Annotated in this window: 10 protein-coding genes; 5 read left to right on the plus strand and 5 right to left on the minus strand. The window is 64.8% G+C overall.

What is annotated here, in order from left to right:
- A partial coding sequence (locus tag GSQ79_RS29550) for an AAA family ATPase (protein WP_246725324.1) occupies window positions 1–414 on the minus strand: 414 nt, incomplete at its 3' end.
- A 23-nt stretch (window positions 415–437) separates the two neighbouring features.
- On the minus strand, window positions 438–1,097 hold the full coding sequence (locus GSQ79_RS13715; RefSeq protein ID WP_158809264.1) for a TlpA disulfide reductase family protein: 660 nt from the start codon (window positions 1,095–1,097) through the stop codon (window positions 438–440).
- 28 nt (window positions 1,098–1,125) lie between these two features.
- Here GSQ79_RS13715 and argH point away from each other — a divergent pair, with 28 nt between their 5' ends.
- Window positions 1,126–2,505 (plus strand): argininosuccinate lyase, encoded by a 1,380-nt coding sequence (gene argH, locus GSQ79_RS13720; RefSeq protein ID WP_158809265.1) that lies wholly within the window; start codon window positions 1,126–1,128, stop codon window positions 2,503–2,505.
- Here the strand turns inward: argH and GSQ79_RS13725 are convergent.
- On the minus strand, window positions 2,470–2,712 hold the full coding sequence (locus GSQ79_RS13725) for a hypothetical protein (RefSeq protein WP_158809266.1): 243 nt from the start codon (window positions 2,710–2,712) through the stop codon (window positions 2,470–2,472). The genes argH and GSQ79_RS13725 overlap by 36 nt on opposite strands.
- A 141-nt stretch (window positions 2,713–2,853) precedes the next feature.
- A complete protein-coding gene (locus tag GSQ79_RS13730; protein ID WP_158809267.1) occupies window positions 2,854–3,843 on the minus strand; it encodes a magnesium transporter CorA family protein in 990 nt (329 codons plus the stop codon).
- Between the two features lie 158 nt (window positions 3,844–4,001).
- Here GSQ79_RS13730 and GSQ79_RS13735 point away from each other — a divergent pair, with 158 nt between their 5' ends.
- The 4 genes from GSQ79_RS13735 to GSQ79_RS13750 all read left to right on the plus strand — a co-directional run bounded on the left by GSQ79_RS13735 (window position 4,002) and on the right by GSQ79_RS13750 (window position 8,593).
- Window positions 4,002–4,361: a hypothetical protein gene (locus GSQ79_RS13735; RefSeq protein WP_158809268.1), complete on the plus strand. Its 360-nt coding sequence runs from the start codon at window positions 4,002–4,004 to the stop codon at window positions 4,359–4,361.
- Window positions 4,362–4,929: 568 nt separating this feature from the next.
- Window positions 4,930–5,904, plus strand: coding sequence for a beta-ketoacyl-ACP synthase III (locus GSQ79_RS13740; protein WP_158809333.1), 975 nt, complete (start codon window positions 4,930–4,932; stop codon window positions 5,902–5,904).
- A gap of 179 nt (window positions 5,905–6,083) precedes the next feature.
- Window positions 6,084–6,296, plus strand: a complete 213-nt coding sequence (locus GSQ79_RS13745) for a hypothetical protein (protein WP_158809269.1) — start codon at window positions 6,084–6,086, stop codon at window positions 6,294–6,296.
- Between the two features lie 143 nt (window positions 6,297–6,439).
- The gene (locus GSQ79_RS13750; protein ID WP_158809270.1) at window positions 6,440–8,593 is read left to right on the plus strand and encodes an ATP-binding protein; all 2,154 of its coding nucleotides are present in this window, start codon (window positions 6,440–6,442) and stop codon (window positions 8,591–8,593) included.
- A gap of 17 nt (window positions 8,594–8,610) precedes the next feature.
- On the opposite strand, the gene GSQ79_RS13755 is transcribed toward GSQ79_RS13750, so the two are convergent.
- Window positions 8,611–16,059, minus strand: a complete 7,449-nt coding sequence (locus GSQ79_RS13755) for a type I polyketide synthase (protein WP_158809271.1) — start codon at window positions 16,057–16,059, stop codon at window positions 8,611–8,613.
- Between the last annotated feature and the right edge of the window lie 149 nt (window positions 16,060–16,208).

The raw sequence follows: 16,208 nt of genomic DNA on the forward strand, positions 1-16,208 counted from the left end.
GGCGCTGCCGGCCCCCTCGACGATCACCAGATCCGCCTCGGCCTTGAGGCGTGCAAAACTGTCGAGCACAGCCGGCATCAGCCGCGGCTTCCAGCCCTGGTAGGCCTTGGCCTCGGCCTGGCCGGCGATGCGGCCCTGAACCACGATCTGCGATCCCGTCCCGCTCTGCGGCTTCAGCAGCACCGGGTTCATATGGACGGAGGTCGCGACCTTGCAGGCGCGCGCTTGGACCGCCTGCGCGCGGCCGATCTCGCCGCCATCCGCCGTCACCGCCGCGTTGTTCGACATGTTCTGCGGCTTGAACGGCCGCACGCTGAGCCCGCGATTGACGAAGGCGCGACATAGGCCGCCAACGACGAGCGACTTGCCGACGTCGGAGCCGGTGCCTTGCAGCATGATGGTCTTGGCGGTCATCTCCGGACTCGTCGCAGCCGCGCCTAGCTGTCCAGCCCCTTGATCAGGGCCTGCGCGTCGGGCGAGTCCCACTCTGCCGCGCCGGCCATCGTGCCGATCTCGCAGCCGTCCTTGCCGATGAGGATGGTGGTGGGCAGGCCCAGGATCTTCTGGTTGCGCTTCAACTGCTGCAGAATGTCGGCGGTATTGTCGGCGTAGAAGGGTAGGGTGGTCGCGCCGATCTCCCTCAAAAAGCTCTTCGGCTTGTCGAGCCGCACCGTGTCGATGTTGATCGCCACGACGGAAAAATCCTTGGAGCCGAGGGACGTTTGCAGCCTGGCAAGGGCCGGCATTTCCTGCCGGCACGGCACGCACCAGGTCGCCCAGAGGTTGAGCAGGATCGTCTTGCCCTTGAAAGCGCCGACGGTGGTCTTCAACCCGTCGGGCCCGTCGAAGGCGATGTCGGAGAGCTGGTTTTCGTCCTGCGTCAGCGCCAGCGCGGCCACTTCGCCGTGCACCAGCGGATCCGCCTTGTCAGCCGCCAGGCGCGACAGCGCGCAGGAGCCGGTGAAGGCGACTTTCTTGCGGCCGGGATGCTCCATCTCGTATAGACCGAAGACGAGGGCGGCGATCACCACGCCGCCGACCGTGACGGCGACGGGTCCAAGCTTTTTGGGGCGAGTGGTCGGCACGGGATCAGTCATTCAAGCTTCTTTTCATGAGCGCGAGAACATGAGCAACAAAATGTGGGGCGGCCGGTTCGCCAGCGGTCCCGACGCCATCATGGAAGAGATCAACGCCTCCATCGGCTTCGATCAGAAGCTGGCATCGCAGGACATTGCGGGATCGTTAGCCCATGTCGCCATGCTGGCCAAGACCGGCATCGTCGACGCCGCCGACGCCGCGGCCATCGCGGAGGGGCTAAAGACCATCCGTGGCGAAATCGAGAGCGGCAGCTTCACCTTCTCACGCGCGCTCGAAGACATCCACATGAACGTCGAGTCGCGGCTGGCGGCGCTCGTCGGCCCCGCGGCCGGCCGTCTACACACGGCGCGCTCGCGCAACGACCAGGTGGCGCTCGATTTCCGGCTCTGGGTGCGCGACACCGCGGATCAGATCGACGGCCAGCTTCGTGACCTGCAAAAGGTGCTCGCGTCCAAGGCTTTGGAGCACGCCGGCAGCGTGATGCCGGGCTTCACCCACATGCAGAGCGCCCAGCCGATCACTTTCGGCCATCATCTGCTGGCCTATGTCGAGATGCTGGGCCGCGACCGCGGCCGTTTCCAGGATGCGCGCAAGCGGCTCAACGAGTGCCCGCTCGGCGCGGCGGCGCTGGCCGGCACCTCGTTCCCGATCGACCGCGATCAGACCGCCAAGGCGCTGGGCTTCGACCGGCCGACCGCCAACTCGCTCGACAGCGTATCGGACCGCGATTTCGCCCTGGAAGCGCTGGCCGCTGCCGCGATCTGCGCCACCCATCTCTCGCGCTTCGCCGAAGAGATCGTGCTGTGGGCGACCTCGCAGTTCGCCTTCGCCGCGCTGTCCGACAAGTTTTCGACCGGCTCCTCGATCATGCCGCAGAAGCGCAATCCCGATGCCGCGGAGCTTGTGCGCGGCAAGTCGGGACGGGTGATCGGCGCGCTGACCGGCCTTTTGATCGTGATGAAGGGCCTGCCGCTCGCCTATTCCAAGGACATGCAGGAGGACAAGGAAGGCACCTTCGACTCGCTGCAGACCCTGTCCCTCTGCCTCGCCGCGATGACCGGAATGGTCGCCGACCTCGCGCCCGACACCGCGCGCATGGAAGCCGCCGCCGGCGCTGGTTTCTCGACCGCGACGGATCTCGCGGATTGGCTGGTGCGGGCGCTCAACATGCCGTTCCGCGATGCCCATCATGTCACGGGTCGGGTGGTGGCCTTGGCGGCGGAGAAGAAGGTCGGACTCGAAGACCTCAGCCTCGACGATCTCCGGGGCATCGAACCCAAGATCACCGACGCCGTGTTTGCGGTCCTCGGCGTGCAGAACTCGGTGGCGAGCCGCGTCAGTTACGGCGGCACCGCGCCGGCCAACGTCAAGTCACAGGCGGAGCGCTGGCTGACGGCTTTGCAGTGAGGCGCCGACGTCCCGTTCGATCGCGACGATATGGGTGATCACCGTCCGGCAGAGTTCGCGGATATCTGGCTCGGCAAGTCCCTTTGGATCTTGCAGCCCGGTCCGCGCCAAGTCCTTGATGCGGTGGCTGGTGATGTCCTGGTGCTCCCTCGGCGGCACGCCGAGGAAAGCCTTCAGCATCAAGATGTCCGCCTGATCTATGAGCATCGAATCTCGTCCCCCGCGACGTCGCAATTATGGAGGAACGCGCGCGAAACGCCATTCGCCGTTTGAATTTTAAAGAGGCATAATCAAGTACTATACTTGACTATGCAGCATATGGGTGCGCCGGAGGCGTATCAGGCGCGCTCACCACCACCCCTTCACCTTGAACCAGACTGCCGGCAAAAGCGCGCTGATGAAGATGACGCTCAGACCCATCGTATAGCCATGCGGCCAATCCAGCTCCGGCATGGTCTTGAAGTTCATGCCCCACATCGACGCGAAGAAGGTCGGAGGAATGCCGACGACCGAGACCACGGTGAGGACGCGGAACACGTTGTTCTGTTCGATATTGGCGATGCCGAGCAGCGTATCGAGGAGGAATTGCGTCTTGTTGGTGAGGTGCTCCTCATAGTCGTTGAGCGACTTGGCGTCCTGCCCCATGACGTCGAGGCGCGTCTTGCAATCCGCCGTCATGTAGGCGCTTGCGTGGGTCGCAATGTAGGGAATCATACGGTTGAATCCGAGCAGGGTCTCGCTCATCTTCGAGGCCAGATCGCCGCTGCGGCCGACGGTTTGAAGAAACACCTTCAATGTATCGTTGGTCTGGCGCGGACGCCGAGCCTTGGCGGAGATCATGTCGGTAGCGAAGACACGCCGCGAAATGCCGTCGAGATCGCCGCCGATCCGTTCAAGCACATCGGCGATATGATCGATGATGATCTCGAGGATGGTGACGGTGGCGCCGAGCCCGCCGTGTGAAATCGCACCCTTTTCCGTAAGCTTTTTCGTCAAGCCCTCGAAGGACGGCAAACGCTCGAAGCGGACGGTCAGCACGCGCTCCTTGGACATCACGAAGCCGATCGGCGCGGTATGCGGAAAACCCGTGGCGTCCTTCGTCGTAGCCGGCAGGCTCATGATGATATTGTCGCCGTCGGTCGCGAGCCGCGACGAGGACTCGATTTCTTCGAGGTCGGCGAGCGTCGGCACCCGGGTGCCGAGCGCACGTTCCAGGAACGCGACTTCCTCGGTCGTCGGATTGAAAGCGTCGATCCAATTGGCCTGCGGGGGCAGATGCGTGCCGGACTGATCGCAGGGAATTACGCCATGGGCGTCAGAGCCGTAAAACATCAACATTGTGCTGTGCAACTCCAAGTTTAACATTGGACGTAGAAAACAGACGCAAGCCCGAAACGCTTCATCGAGGGAACAGATCATTCTACCGAGCGTTTAATAAACCTGGATCGCGTCACGCGACCATGAGCTTGCTTGCCAGCGCACGATAAGAGGACTCAATGAACACCGAAGACATCAAAGCCACCGCGAAAAATATTGGCGCCAGTGCAGGCAAGACAGCTGATGACGTGAAGAAGTCTGTTCAGGCGTCGACTGACGATGTGACCGACGACGCGAAGGGCTATGCCGCACAAGCAAGCGATGCCGCAAGCGATCTCTACGGGCGCGCTAAAGAAACCGTCCGGAATGCTGCCGACAGCATGCCTCAGTCGGCAGCAGACGCGGTCGCGGCTGGAAAGCGGGCCTACGATGGCAGCGCCGATCAACTGGTTCGTCAGATCGCCAAGCAGCCGCTCGAAGCGCTTCTGCTCGCGGGGGCAATCGGCTACCTCGTGGGCTGGGCAACCAGCCGCAGCTAAGCGCCTTAACGACTTGGGGTCCGATCGGCCGTGAGGCGGTTGGTCCAACAGGAGATGTCGATGACCCGAGAGGTCTGTTCGAGTTCTGAGCTACAAACGATCTGTCTGCAGTCCTTGAAGCAATGCGCGGGCTTCGAAAACGTCAACGAAATCTTGATTCAACCGCGGGCCTCGTTAGAGGGCGGCACGAACTGGACGCTCGCCGCAGTGCGGCCCCGGGTCGATAACAATGTCCTTCGTGCTGCTCGAAGCACGATCGAGATGCTGCAAACATCCTACGCCTTGACCGCTGACGAACTTCTGAAGCCGGGCCGTCGGCGCGCCTGATCGGGCCGCCGGCCAGTTTGTGGCGGAACCGTCACAAAACGTGTTCTCTGCGAAGCGTCAGGCCCTGTTGCTCGAATTGCTGAGCAAGCCTCTGATTATCCAAAGATAAGTAACGGCCATACCCGCGGGTGTGGCCGTTGTCGGCTCTAGCCGCGCCAATCGATATAGCTTAACCCGAGCGGATGGCATCGGGTGTAGACCGCCCGAGCCGATGGATCGGAAGGCGCGCCGTTTGGGTCGCATGCATATTCTCGGCACCGGCTCTTATGCGCCGGAGCGAATTCTCACCAACCATGATCTCGAAGCCATGGTCGCGACGTCGGATACCTGGATCCGCGAGCGAACCGGCATCCGCGAACGTCGGATCGCCGCCGAAGGCGAGGTCACGTCCGACATGGCTGTCGCGGCGGCGCTGAAGGCGCTCGCCATGGCGGAAACCGATGCAGCCGACCTCGATGCGATCATCGTCGCGACCATTTCGCCCGACATGCCGATGCCGGCTTGCGCCGCGATCGTCCAAGCCAAGCTCGGGGCTCACAAGGCTTTCGCCTTCGATCTCTCCGCGGCCTGCGCCGGCTCGCTCTACGGCATGACCATCGCAGATCAGTTCATCCGGACCGGCAGCGCGAAGCGTATTCTCGTCATCGGCGCGGAACTGCTGAGCCGCCTCGTCGACTGGACGGACCGCAACACCTGCATCCTCTTCGGCGACGCTGCCGGCGCGCTGGTTCTAGGGCCAAGCCCGGATCCGGATCGCGGCCTGCTCTCCGCACATCTCCACACCGATGGAACAATGGTGCCGAGCCTCTGCATTCCTGGCGGTGGGAGTCGGCATCCGCAATCCGCCGAGGTGCTGGAACATTCTCTTCACAAAATCGCGATGAACGGCCGCGAGGTTTACAAATTCGCCGTTCGCGTCCTGCCGGAAGCCCTGAACGAAGCGTTCGCCGCCAACGGCGTGGTGGCCGGCGACATCGACCATATCGTGTCGCATCAGGCCAACTTGCGCATCGTCGAGTCCGTGCTCGACCGCGTCGGCATCCCGATGGAGAAATGCTGGCTCAACCTCGATCGCTACGGCAACACGTCGAGCGCCTCCCTGCCGATCTCGCTGGACGAAGCCAATCGGGCCGGGCGCTTGAAGCCGGGCGACCTCGTCGCGATGATGGCGATCGGGGCTGGCATGGCCTGGGGCAGCGCTCTGATGCGGTGGTAAGAGGCCGCCGTTCTGCCGCGAAATCACCGCAGAGTTGCATGATCGGCCAAGCCGGATCATGTTGTCCTTAATAAATGCGTTGAAGTTTCTCTGAGCGTTGAGGCAAGCGCCCGCTTGCCGTCGGGTTGAACCGAGTGACAGCTTTTGAGGGAACGACGACGTCGGGAAGGATGAACGCCATGACCTCGCTCAACAAATCGCCGGACCGTAAGCCTGTGACCACCGCGGCGCAGAAGCCCGAAGGCGCAGGTTCGTCGCACCAGTTGCCGCCCCCGGCAGCAGGCGCCCATGCCGCAAGCCATCTCACCAATGAAGACGCCACGCCGGGCTCGGGCGCGCTCACCAGCCGCGCCAACGCCTCGGGCCGGGAAGTCGACGGCGGCGCGGGCTGAGCCATTTGCAAATCGGGCGTCTGGCATTAAGCAAAGCAGGTCAGGCAGCGGGCGTGCCCGCACCGGGGGCCGAGGCCGTGCCGCAGGGTTCAACGTCGCTAGCGCGTGAATCGGGTCGATCATCGCGGCCGATTCGTTGGATCGTGGTCAGCGGTCTGATTGGCATTGCCCTGATCTGCGCGATCGGGATGATTGCCGCGGCGCGGCTGCGTTCCCACGAGATCGGTCAGGCCGAGCGCAACTTGAAGACACTCGATCTTCTGCTCGGCGAGGAAACCGAGCGCGCGATTCAGAGCGCCGACCTGATCGTCCGCAGTTTTCAGGAGAAGATCGCCAAGGACGGCGTCACGACCGCCGCGGAGCTTCAGGCGACGCAGGCGAACCTGGACACCTACACGCTGTTGCGGTCGCGCATCGCCGGCGTCCCGCAAATCGCGGCGATCAACGTGATCGGTCAAAACGGGTCGGTGATCGTCTCGTCCCGGTCGTTTCCGGCGCCGAGCTTCAGGATCGAAGCGCGCTTCTTTTTCCAGCAACTCAAGACCGCCTCGCGTGATGCTTTTGTCGTCAGCGATCCGATCCAAAACTTCGTTGACGGCAGCTGGACCTCTTACTTCGCCCGGCGGATCAACGGCCCGTCCGGCGAATTTCTGGGTGTCGTCTCCGCTGCGGTCGATCTCGCCTATTTCGAAGATCTCTACAAGGCGCTCGACGTCGGGCGCGGCGGCGCGGTCAGCCTGTGGACCCGCGACGGCGTGCTGATGGCGCGATATCCACCGCTGCAGAACGGCGTCGGGCGAAAATTCGCGATCCGCTCGTTTTCCGGCATCCTTCGGTCCGAGCCGGTCACTTATGCGTCGATGACGTCGATCGACGGCACCGCTCGCATCGTCTCGACGATTGCCGCGAAGCAATTTCCGCTGGTCATCAACGTTACCGCCACATTTGACCAGGTTCTTCAGGACTGGCGCCAGACGGCCACGATCATCCTCATCGGCTGTCTGTTCTGTATCAGCGCGGTCGTTCTGGTGCTTTGGCTGCTGGCGCGCCAGCTGCGTGCCTATGCAGCCCTCGACGTGGCGCAGGCCGAGCGGGTTGAAGCCGTAGCCGCCCGCGACCACGCGGAAGACCAGCTGCGGCAGGCGCAAAAGCTCGATGCGATCGGCCAGCTCACCGGTGGGGTCGCGCATGATTTCAACAATCTTCTTACCGCCGTCCTCGGCAATCTGGAATTGTTGCAACGCCACGGCCGCGATCAGGACGAGCGGTTTTTGCGCTGGACGCAGAACGCGCTCGAGGCGGCGCAACGCGGTGCGACGTTGACGCAGCGCCTGCTGGCCTTCTCGCGCCGCCAGCCGCTCAATCCGACGGCGACCGACGTCGCGCGCCTGGTCCGCTCGATGTCCGACCTTTTGGAGCGCACGATCGGCGAGAACGTCAGGATGGAGACGCGGCTCGATCCCGATCTGCGCCACGCCGACGTCGACGCGAACCAGCTCGACAACGCCATTCTCAATATCGCGATCAATGCGCGTGACGCGATGGAGGGGCGCGGCACGCTGACGATCGCGGCCCGCAATGTCGTGCTGGATCAGGCCTTCTGCAAGCGGACGCCTGGGCTGGCGAGCGGCAATTTCGTGCTCATCGCGATCACCGATACCGGCTGCGGCATTCCGGCTGCCGTTCTCGAACAGGTGTTCGAGCCTTTCTTCACGACGAAGCCGATCGGGCAGGGCACGGGTCTCGGTCTCAGCCAGGTCTATGGCTTCGTCAAACAGACGGGCGGCCACATCGAGATCGACAGCACGATCGGGGTCGGCACGAAGGTCGAGATCTATTTACCCTGCGCCGAGGGGCAGAGCGAAGCCATTGTCATACGCGACGTGGTCGAGGAGTTCGATCGCGTGCGGCGGGGCCTGCGCGTCCTCGTCGTCGAGGACGACGGCGTCGTGCTCACCTATTCCCTGGAGCTGATGCGCGAGCTCGGGTTCGAAGTGGCTGCCGCGGCCGATGCGACCCAGGCGCTCGCCGCGATGCATGGCGCACAGTTCGATCTGCTTTTCACCGACATCGCTCTTCCCGGACTCAACGGGCACGAGCTAGCCTTGCAGGCAAAGCGACTTCAGCCGGACCTGAAAGTGCTTTTCACGAGCGGCTATACCCGCGACGTCCTGATGCACCAGGGCCGCCTCGACCGCGGCGTCCAGCTACTGCCAAAGCCGTTTACTGGCGCCCAGCTCAAGGCGAAGCTTGACCAAGTACTGGTACCGGCGGCGCTCAAAGCGGCGGTGGGCTAGCGAAGGCTTCATGCGCTTCAGCTTTTCACCGCACTTGCTTCCTGGTTTTTCTTCATCAACTCGGTGGCTGCCCCGACGGTCTGGGGATCGGCCGACGGGCCAAGGTGGCGCTCGACCATGCTTCGGGCCATCGCATCGTCGCCACTGAGCGCGCCGGTGGCGAGGCCGATGACGTGGTCGGCCAGCTCATTCACCGTCAGGCTGCTCGCCGTCGCCGACAGAGGTGCCTTGAGTTCGAAACGCTCTTCCAACCCGAGTGCGAGCTCGACGGCCATCAGTGAATCCAGGCCGATTTCGCCGAGCGGCGTCGTCTTGGCCACGTCCTCGCGCGGCAGGCGCAGCACGCGTGCGATCTCCTCGACGATCAGGCCGCTCACGATCTTACGGGCTTCCTCCGGCGAATTCTTCGCCACAAGGACCGAAATGTCCATCTTGCTCTTTTCGCTGGTCTTGGAGTCGCCCTGGCTCGTCAGTTTCGCGTAGGTCGGGCCGCGCAGCACGGCAAGGTGTTGCCGCGCCGCGGACCAGTTCATCGGCGCGATGGCCACGACAGCATCGTCCGGGCCGGGAGGGGCGCTCAGGGCTTCGCCCATCAGCCGCAGAGCATCCTGGGCGAGCATGCCCTTGATGCCGACGCGATTGGCGAGCGCTTCGCGGGTCGCCTCGGAGCGGGCCAGCACGCCGACATCCTCGATCGCGCCCCAGCAGATCGCCAACCCCGGAAGGCCGGCGGCGCGACGACGGCGGGCAAGGCCCTCAAGGTAGCCATTGGCCGCGACATAGGCGGCCTGACCGGGGTTGCCGATCAGCGTCGTCGCCGAAGAGAACATCACGAAGTAATCGAGATTCAGCGACTGCGTCAGCTGATCGAGGTTGTCGGCACCCGCGACCTTCGGCCGGAGCACCTGCTCGAATCGCTCCGCCGTGAGATTGGGAATCGTCGCATCATCGAGCACCATGGCGGCATGGACGATGCCGCCCAGGGCCGGCAGATCCTTGCCGAAGCGGGCGAAGAGCCGTTGAATTGCGGCCTTGTCGCCGATGTCGCAGGCCTCGGTGCGCACGCGCACGCCCTTGGCCGCAAGCGTGGCGAGCGCCTCGCGCGCCGCCTGGCTCGCCGCGCCGCTGCGGCCGATAAGCAGCAGATGCTTGGCGCCCTTTTCCGCAAGCCAGCGTGCGGTTTCGAGACCGAAGCCGCCGAAGCCGCCGGTGATGAGATGCACCTTGTCGGACGAGACGTGAAAGCTGCGCCGCTGCCGGGCCAAGATGTCTTCGGGCCGCGGCGGCTTGACGACGAGTTTGCCGATATGGCCGGACTGCTGCATCAGCCGGAAGGCCTCGACCGTCTCGCCCGCCTCGAATGCGCGGTAGGGCAGCGGCGTCAGCGAGCCCTTGGCGAACAGATTGAGCACCGAGCGCATCAAAAGCTTGCTGGTGACCGGCTCGTCGATCAGCAGCTGATCGAGGTCGACGCCGAAGTACGAGAGGTTCCGGCGGAACGGCCGCAGGCCGATATGTGTGTTGGCGACATAGTCGCGTTTGCCGAGCTCGACGAAGCGTCCGAAGGGGCGGAGGACACCGAGACTGCGCTCCATTGCCTCGCCGGACAGGCTGTTCAGCACGACCGCGACGCCCTCGCCGGTGACCCGGCGCACGTCCTCGACGAACGCGCCGGAGCGACTGTCGAAGACCTGCTCGGCGCCGAGCGCCTTGAGCAGCGCGCGCTTCTCTGGCGAACCGGCCGTCGCGATGACCCTGGCGCCGCGCCAGCGTGCGATCTGGATCGCCGCCAGACCGACGCCACCAGCGCCGCCATGGATCAGGATCCACTCGCCGGGCTTCAGCCGAGCGCACAGAATGAGCCCGTGGTAGGCGGTGAGGAAGGCAACCGGGATCGTGGCCGCCATGTCCGACGGGATGTCGTTGGGGATGATCGCCACGACGGCGGCGGGTGTCGTGACGTGCGTGGCGAAAGCGTTCTTGGCGAAGGCGATCACGCGATCGCCCTGTTTGAAGCCTTTGACCGCGGCGCCGACGCGTTCGATGCGTCCGGCGCATTCCAGCCCGAGCGTCGGCCCGGCGAAACCGTGCTCAAGGATGTCTTCGGGCAACAGGCCGAGGCCGAACATCACGTCTCGGAAGTTGAGGCCGATCGCCTCGACAGCAATCTCGACGTCATTGGCGCCAGGCGCCTGACGGGCGATGGCTTCCCAGTGGATCCGGTCGATGCCCGAGCCTTCGCCACGGGCGAGACGCGCAGCTTCAGCGCGTTTCGTCTGGCCGCGCTCCTGCGCCGCCACCATTTCGAACCGCACGACGCGCGTTTCGGAAGCTCCAAGCAAGATCTCGGTTTCGTCGGTCTTCGACAGGACGAGGTCTCGCAAGCGTTCGGCGATGAGGTCCGGGCGCAGACCGGCAGCCAGATCGACGCGCCGGACATCGAGCGTCGGCATCTCGTTCGCCAGAGTCCGGGTGAAAGCCCAGAAGCCGGCGGCAACGTCGCTCGCGCGATGGCTTTCCGTCGAGCCGAGCGCGCCAGAGGTCACCAGCCAGAGCGTCGTCTTGCGGGCGCCGATGCCATCGACGAGGCGTTTCAGGCGCATGCACTGGTCAAGCAAGCTCTTGACCGGCGTCACGTGGCCGTCCGTCGCGCCGGCGAAGAACACGATCGTCTCCGGCGCGTCCGCGAGAATCTCGTCGGACAGCTCGCTGTCGAGCATGATCGAAACATGGAGCCCCGACGACGCCAGAAGCGTGGCGAAGGCCGATGTCGTTTCGGTCCCACGGGCATCGCCGTCGCCGATGATCAATGCGTCGCCGGTGCCGCTCCAGTGGCGACGCTCGGAATCGACCTGCGCCGTCAGCAGCAAGGCACCGCCGGCATCCGTCGCAATGGCGAGCACTTCGGGATCGCCGAGGCTGACCGCCTGCATCGTCTCCAGCCAGTCAGCTTCGGACACCGACAGACCGTCGAAGCCCGTCGCCTCGGCGTCGTCGCTGAGGCGGGCATCGAGGCCCAACACGAGGTCGCGGAAGAACGATGGGGCCGGCTCGACAGCTGCAAAGATCGCGCCTTGCGCCATCGATCGGCGTAGGCTGGACCACAGGGTCGGCTCCCGCTTGTGGCGGTACAGCACGTGCGCGGCGATGACGATGTCGAAATCGGCGGCCGGAAGATCGGTCGCTTTGTCAACGAAGGCGATATCGCCACGCGTGTCGAACGCCATCCGGGCGCGTTCCAGGCGGCGGCGATCGGGATCGAAGATCGTCAGGCGCGCTTCGGTCTCGTCGGCAAGGGCGACGGCCGGACCAGTGAGCGGTCCGAAGCCGATCTGGAGGATGCGCATGGCGCGATCCTTTGGCCACGAGGCACGTGACCGCTTCAGCAGGTCGATGATCGACGCCGCGGCGGCATGGGACTGGCTGCCGCCCAGTTCCCATCCGTCGATCGATTTCGTCGACAGCGGGCGGATGAACGTGTCGAAATCGCCGGCCGTAAGCGCGGCGATCGCGGCATCAACGCTTGCCGCGACGAGCATCTCCGCGCCGAGGTTCTGATGTTCGGCGGCGATGGTGCGCAAAATTTCGTCCGGATCGGGAAGCTCGACGTCGGGATCGATGTGACGCCCGAGCTTGTCGCTGTGCGACAGGCCGGACCGATCGAGCGAGACGAGAAGATCTTCGAGCCACGGCCGGGCCTTGGCCGGGAGTCGTCCGGTTTCCACCAACGCGTCGACATCGATGAAGCCGGCGGTGGCCAGTTCGCGCGCCGTATTCAGCGCCACGGCGGTCGCCCAGCCCTCAAGCAGGACGAAGTCGGGCGTCATCGCATCCCGCTCGGCGTGGACGGTTCCCCGCCGCAGCGTCGCGATGGAAAGCGGCCGGTCGTTGCGGGCGGCTGTGGGCTCCCGCGCAAGCACGGAAGTCTGCAGGATCATCTGCTTTCCGGCATCGGCACCGCGCTGGGTGCGGATCGCCTGGAACCGTGCTTCCCGCATGAAAACGATGATGTCACCGTCTTCGTCGGTAAGAAAGAAATTGGCGATGATGATGCGCTCGTCGCGGCGAAGCACGTCGATACGGGCCTTGGTGAAGGTCGCGCCGGGGCGCCGCAGCATGATCTCGCCGAAGCGGACCGGAATATAGGCGGTGCCGTGGACGGCGTCGCGCAGGCTGGAGAAGATCAGCACCAGGGCGTGGAAGCAGGCGTCCATGCGCGCGGGATCGACGCCATAGGCCGGATCGGCGTCTTCCTTGGTCAGGGAGAGGTTGATGCGGTCGGGCCGGCTGGCGACGGCGGTCGCCAGCTTCTGGAACGAGGGGCCGTATTGCAGGCCGGCGCGGGCGGCCATCGCGTAGATTTCGGGGCCTGTGATGACATGCGCACCCGAGACCGGCGCATGGTCGTCGGACTCCGGGAGGATGGCCGCAGCGGCATCCTTGATGATCTTCGCCGTGGCGTGGGTCTGCCACGGCGTCTGCCCGAGACGCGGGCGGCTGAGAATTTCGAGATGATTGATATGCGGGGAGAGACGGCAGACGACTTCGCGAGACGCATCCGCCGTGAGGATCATCGGACTGGTGATTTCGAGATCGGCGATCGTCGCCTGATCGGTACCCAGCCAGTCGCGCGCGACGGCAAGGGCCATCTCGGCGAAGGCGGCGCCCGGTAGGATCGCTCGGCCATCGACGCAATGGTCGGCGAGCGACGGATGCAGCGCCGTGTCGAGCGTCGAGTGCCACTCGGTACGATCGGCGTTGAAGCGGGACCCAATCAATGGATGCCATGCGCCCGAGCGGGTCAGGCCGGGCGATTCCGCCGAATCCGGCAGGCGGAACGACTTCCGCTGCCAGGGATAGAGCGGTAAAGGCACGATCGAACCGGCTGCCAACTTGCTGCCGAAGGCTTTCGTTTCGTCGATCGCGGCGCCGCGCGCCAAGGCGATGGCGATGGCGGTCGCGACGGGGTCGTCGCCACGATCCTTTTTATCGAGGACGCAAAGCGTCGCGATGGTCGCCGTACGCTCGTCGACGCAATCATTGATATGCGAGAGCAGCGATGCCGTCGGCCCGACTTCGATGAAGATCCGGGCACCGAGCTTGGTCGCTGTTTCGATGGCCGCGGAAAAGCGCACCGGCTCGCGCACGTTCCGCCACCAGTAGTGGGCGTCGAGCTCGGGACCGCTGAGCAGATCGCCGGTGACGGTCGAGATGAAGGGCAGCTGCGCCTGGACCGGCTTGAGGTCGGCGAGGCTGCGCAGCAGCGGCCGTTCCACCGGCGCCATGAAGGCGCTGTGGAAGGGATAGGCGAGGTCGAGCTTGCGGATGCGCGCCTTAAAAGTCCGGGCGACGGCCGACAGCTGGTCGATGTCCTCCTGGCTGCCGGACACGGTGAAGGCTCGCGGGCTGTTGAAGGCGGCGATCTCGAGGCTCGGCAGCACTGCAAGAATATGTTCCGTCGCCTCCTGCGAGCCGATCACCACGGCCATGCCGCCACGGCCGAATGTCAGCTCCTGATGCAGGCTGCGCGCGAAGATCGTCTTGAGTGCGCCGGCACGGTCGAGAATGCCGGCGGCTTCGGCCGCGGCGACTTCGCCGACGCTATGGCCGATGACGAAGGAGGGCTTGAGCCCACCGGCGACAAGCGCCTGATAGGCCGCAGCCTGGACCGCGTAGAGGAGCGGTTGCGAGATCTGCGTCAGTTCGAGTTTGGCGGTCAGGTCGTGATCGTGCAGCGTCTCGGTGATCGACCACCCTGCGAGGGCGGCAAACTCTTCCGAGACGAGATCGAGGTGCTTGCGGAAGGCGGCGTTGTGGGCATAGGCGGCGACGCCCATGCCGACGAACTGACTGCCGTTGCCGGAGAACACGAAGACGGTGGGCGCCTCGCGGTCGATGGCGGTGCCGCGGACGGCGCCGACGATATCCTGCTCCTCATCGCCGAGACCATCGAGGATCGTGACGAGGGCTTCGCGCTCGACCATCGGCACGACAACGCGGTGCGGCAGCCGTTCACGGCGGAACGCGGCTGCCGCGACGATCGTGTTGGCCTCCGCGTCGCTCGCTTGCTCCAGGCGCGACGCATAATCGGCCACGAGCGCCCCGAGGGCGGCGCGGCTATGGGCCGAGATCACGAGATAGGACGGCGCGGCCTCGGCGCGTGCCGCCGGCGCGCGCGGGCCATCGGTGATGATGACATGGGCGTTGGAGCCGCCGAATCCGAAGGAGTTGATGCCGGCGATGCGGCGCCGTTCGCCGGAGGCTTTGGCCAGCGGCGTCAGCTCGTGCGCTACTTTGAGGTTGAGGGCTTCGAAGTCGATGTCCGGGTTGAGATCGGCGCTATGCAGCGACGCGGGCAGCGCGTCATGTTCGAGCGCCAGCATCGCCTTGAGGAAGCCGCCAAGACCCGACGCCGCTTCCATGTGTCCGATATTGGTCTTGATCGAGCCGATCAGCAGCGGTTCGTCGCGGCCTTTGGCCAGGGTCTCCCCAATGGCGGTGGCCTCGATGGGGTCGCCGACGCGGGTGCCGGTCCCGTGCGCCTCGATGAAGGCGAGGCTGCCGGGATCGATCCCCTGCTTGAGATAGAGCGACTCGAGCAGGCGCGCCTGATACACCTTGGACGGCAGCGAGATGCCATTGGTGCGGCCGTCCGAATTGACGTCCGATCCCGTGATGAATCCGTAGATGTGGTCGCCGTTGCGCTCTGCCGCTTCCCGCGTGCGCAGCATCAAAACTACGCCGCCCTCGGCGCGGACGTAGCCATCCGCATTGGCGGAGAAGGCCTGGCACAGGCCGACCCGCGACAGCATCGCCGCCTGAGAAAAGCCGATGAAGTTGAAAGGGCTGGCGAGCACGTTGACGCCGCCGACGATGGCGGAGTCGATGCGGCCGCTGCGCAGGCTGACCACCGCCTCATTCAGCGCAACCAGCGCCGATGAGCATGCGGTATCGACGGTAAAGCTCGGGCCGTGCAGGTCGAAGATGTAGGAAATGCGGTTCGAGATGATCGAAAGCGTGTTGCCCGTCATCAGATAAGCGTCGCCGGCCGACGAATCGATGATTCGAAGATTGCCGTAGTCGAGTGCCGAGGCGCCGATGAAGACGCCGGTCTCGCTGCCGGCGATGGACGATGGTTTGATGCCGCCGTCTTCGAGCGCTTCCCAGGCGAGCTCGAGCAGCAGGCGTTGCTGCGGGTCCATCTGCTCCGCTTCGCGCGGCGACAGGCCAAAGGCCGCGGGGTCAAATCCCCAGATGTCGTCCAGCGTTCCGGCCGCCCAGGTGTAGCTTCGCCCGCGTTCCGCGCCGCGCGGATGCGCCATGCGGTCCATCGACCATCGATCGTCGGGGACGCGCGATACTGCGCAGGTTCCCGATGCGAGAAGGGTCCACAAATCGTTGACGGAGGGCGCGCCTGGAAGACGGCAGGCGCGCCCGATGACGGCGATGTCTGTCTGCTTGGTCAAGGGAACTTGACGCTCTTTCTCGGCTCAGGCCGATGATTAGAATGCGATGTCAATACAACAATGCGACCGCTCAAAGCCCACATTGCCTTTCGTCCATACCGTGTTTTTACCGGCATTTTTACGGCGGTTGTCAATCGCCGGGCGCCCGC

Source organism: Beijerinckia sp. L45 (genome assembly GCF_009765775.1).
In the GTDB taxonomy this organism is placed as follows: Bacteria; Pseudomonadota; Alphaproteobacteria; order Rhizobiales; family Beijerinckiaceae; genus RH-AL1.

Excerpts from the sequence above, each read along its gene's own strand:
- GSQ79_RS13715 (WP_158809264.1), bottom strand. The coding sequence starts at position 1,097 with ATGACTGATCCCGTGCCGACCACTCGCCCCAAAAAGCTTGGACCCGTC.
- argH (WP_158809265.1), top strand. The coding sequence starts at position 1,126 with ATGAGCAACAAAATGTGGGGCGGCCGGTTCGCCAGCGGTCCCGACGCC.
- GSQ79_RS13725 (WP_158809266.1), bottom strand. The coding sequence starts at position 2,712 with ATGCTCATAGATCAGGCGGACATCTTGATGCTGAAGGCTTTCCTCGGC.
- GSQ79_RS13730 (WP_158809267.1), bottom strand. The coding sequence starts at position 3,843 with ATGTTGATGTTTTACGGCTCTGACGCCCATGGCGTAATTCCCTGCGAT.
- GSQ79_RS13735 (WP_158809268.1), top strand. The coding sequence starts at position 4,002 with ATGAACACCGAAGACATCAAAGCCACCGCGAAAAATATTGGCGCCAGT.
- GSQ79_RS13740 (WP_158809333.1), top strand. The coding sequence starts at position 4,930 with ATGCATATTCTCGGCACCGGCTCTTATGCGCCGGAGCGAATTCTCACC.
- GSQ79_RS13745 (WP_158809269.1), top strand. The coding sequence starts at position 6,084 with ATGACCTCGCTCAACAAATCGCCGGACCGTAAGCCTGTGACCACCGCG.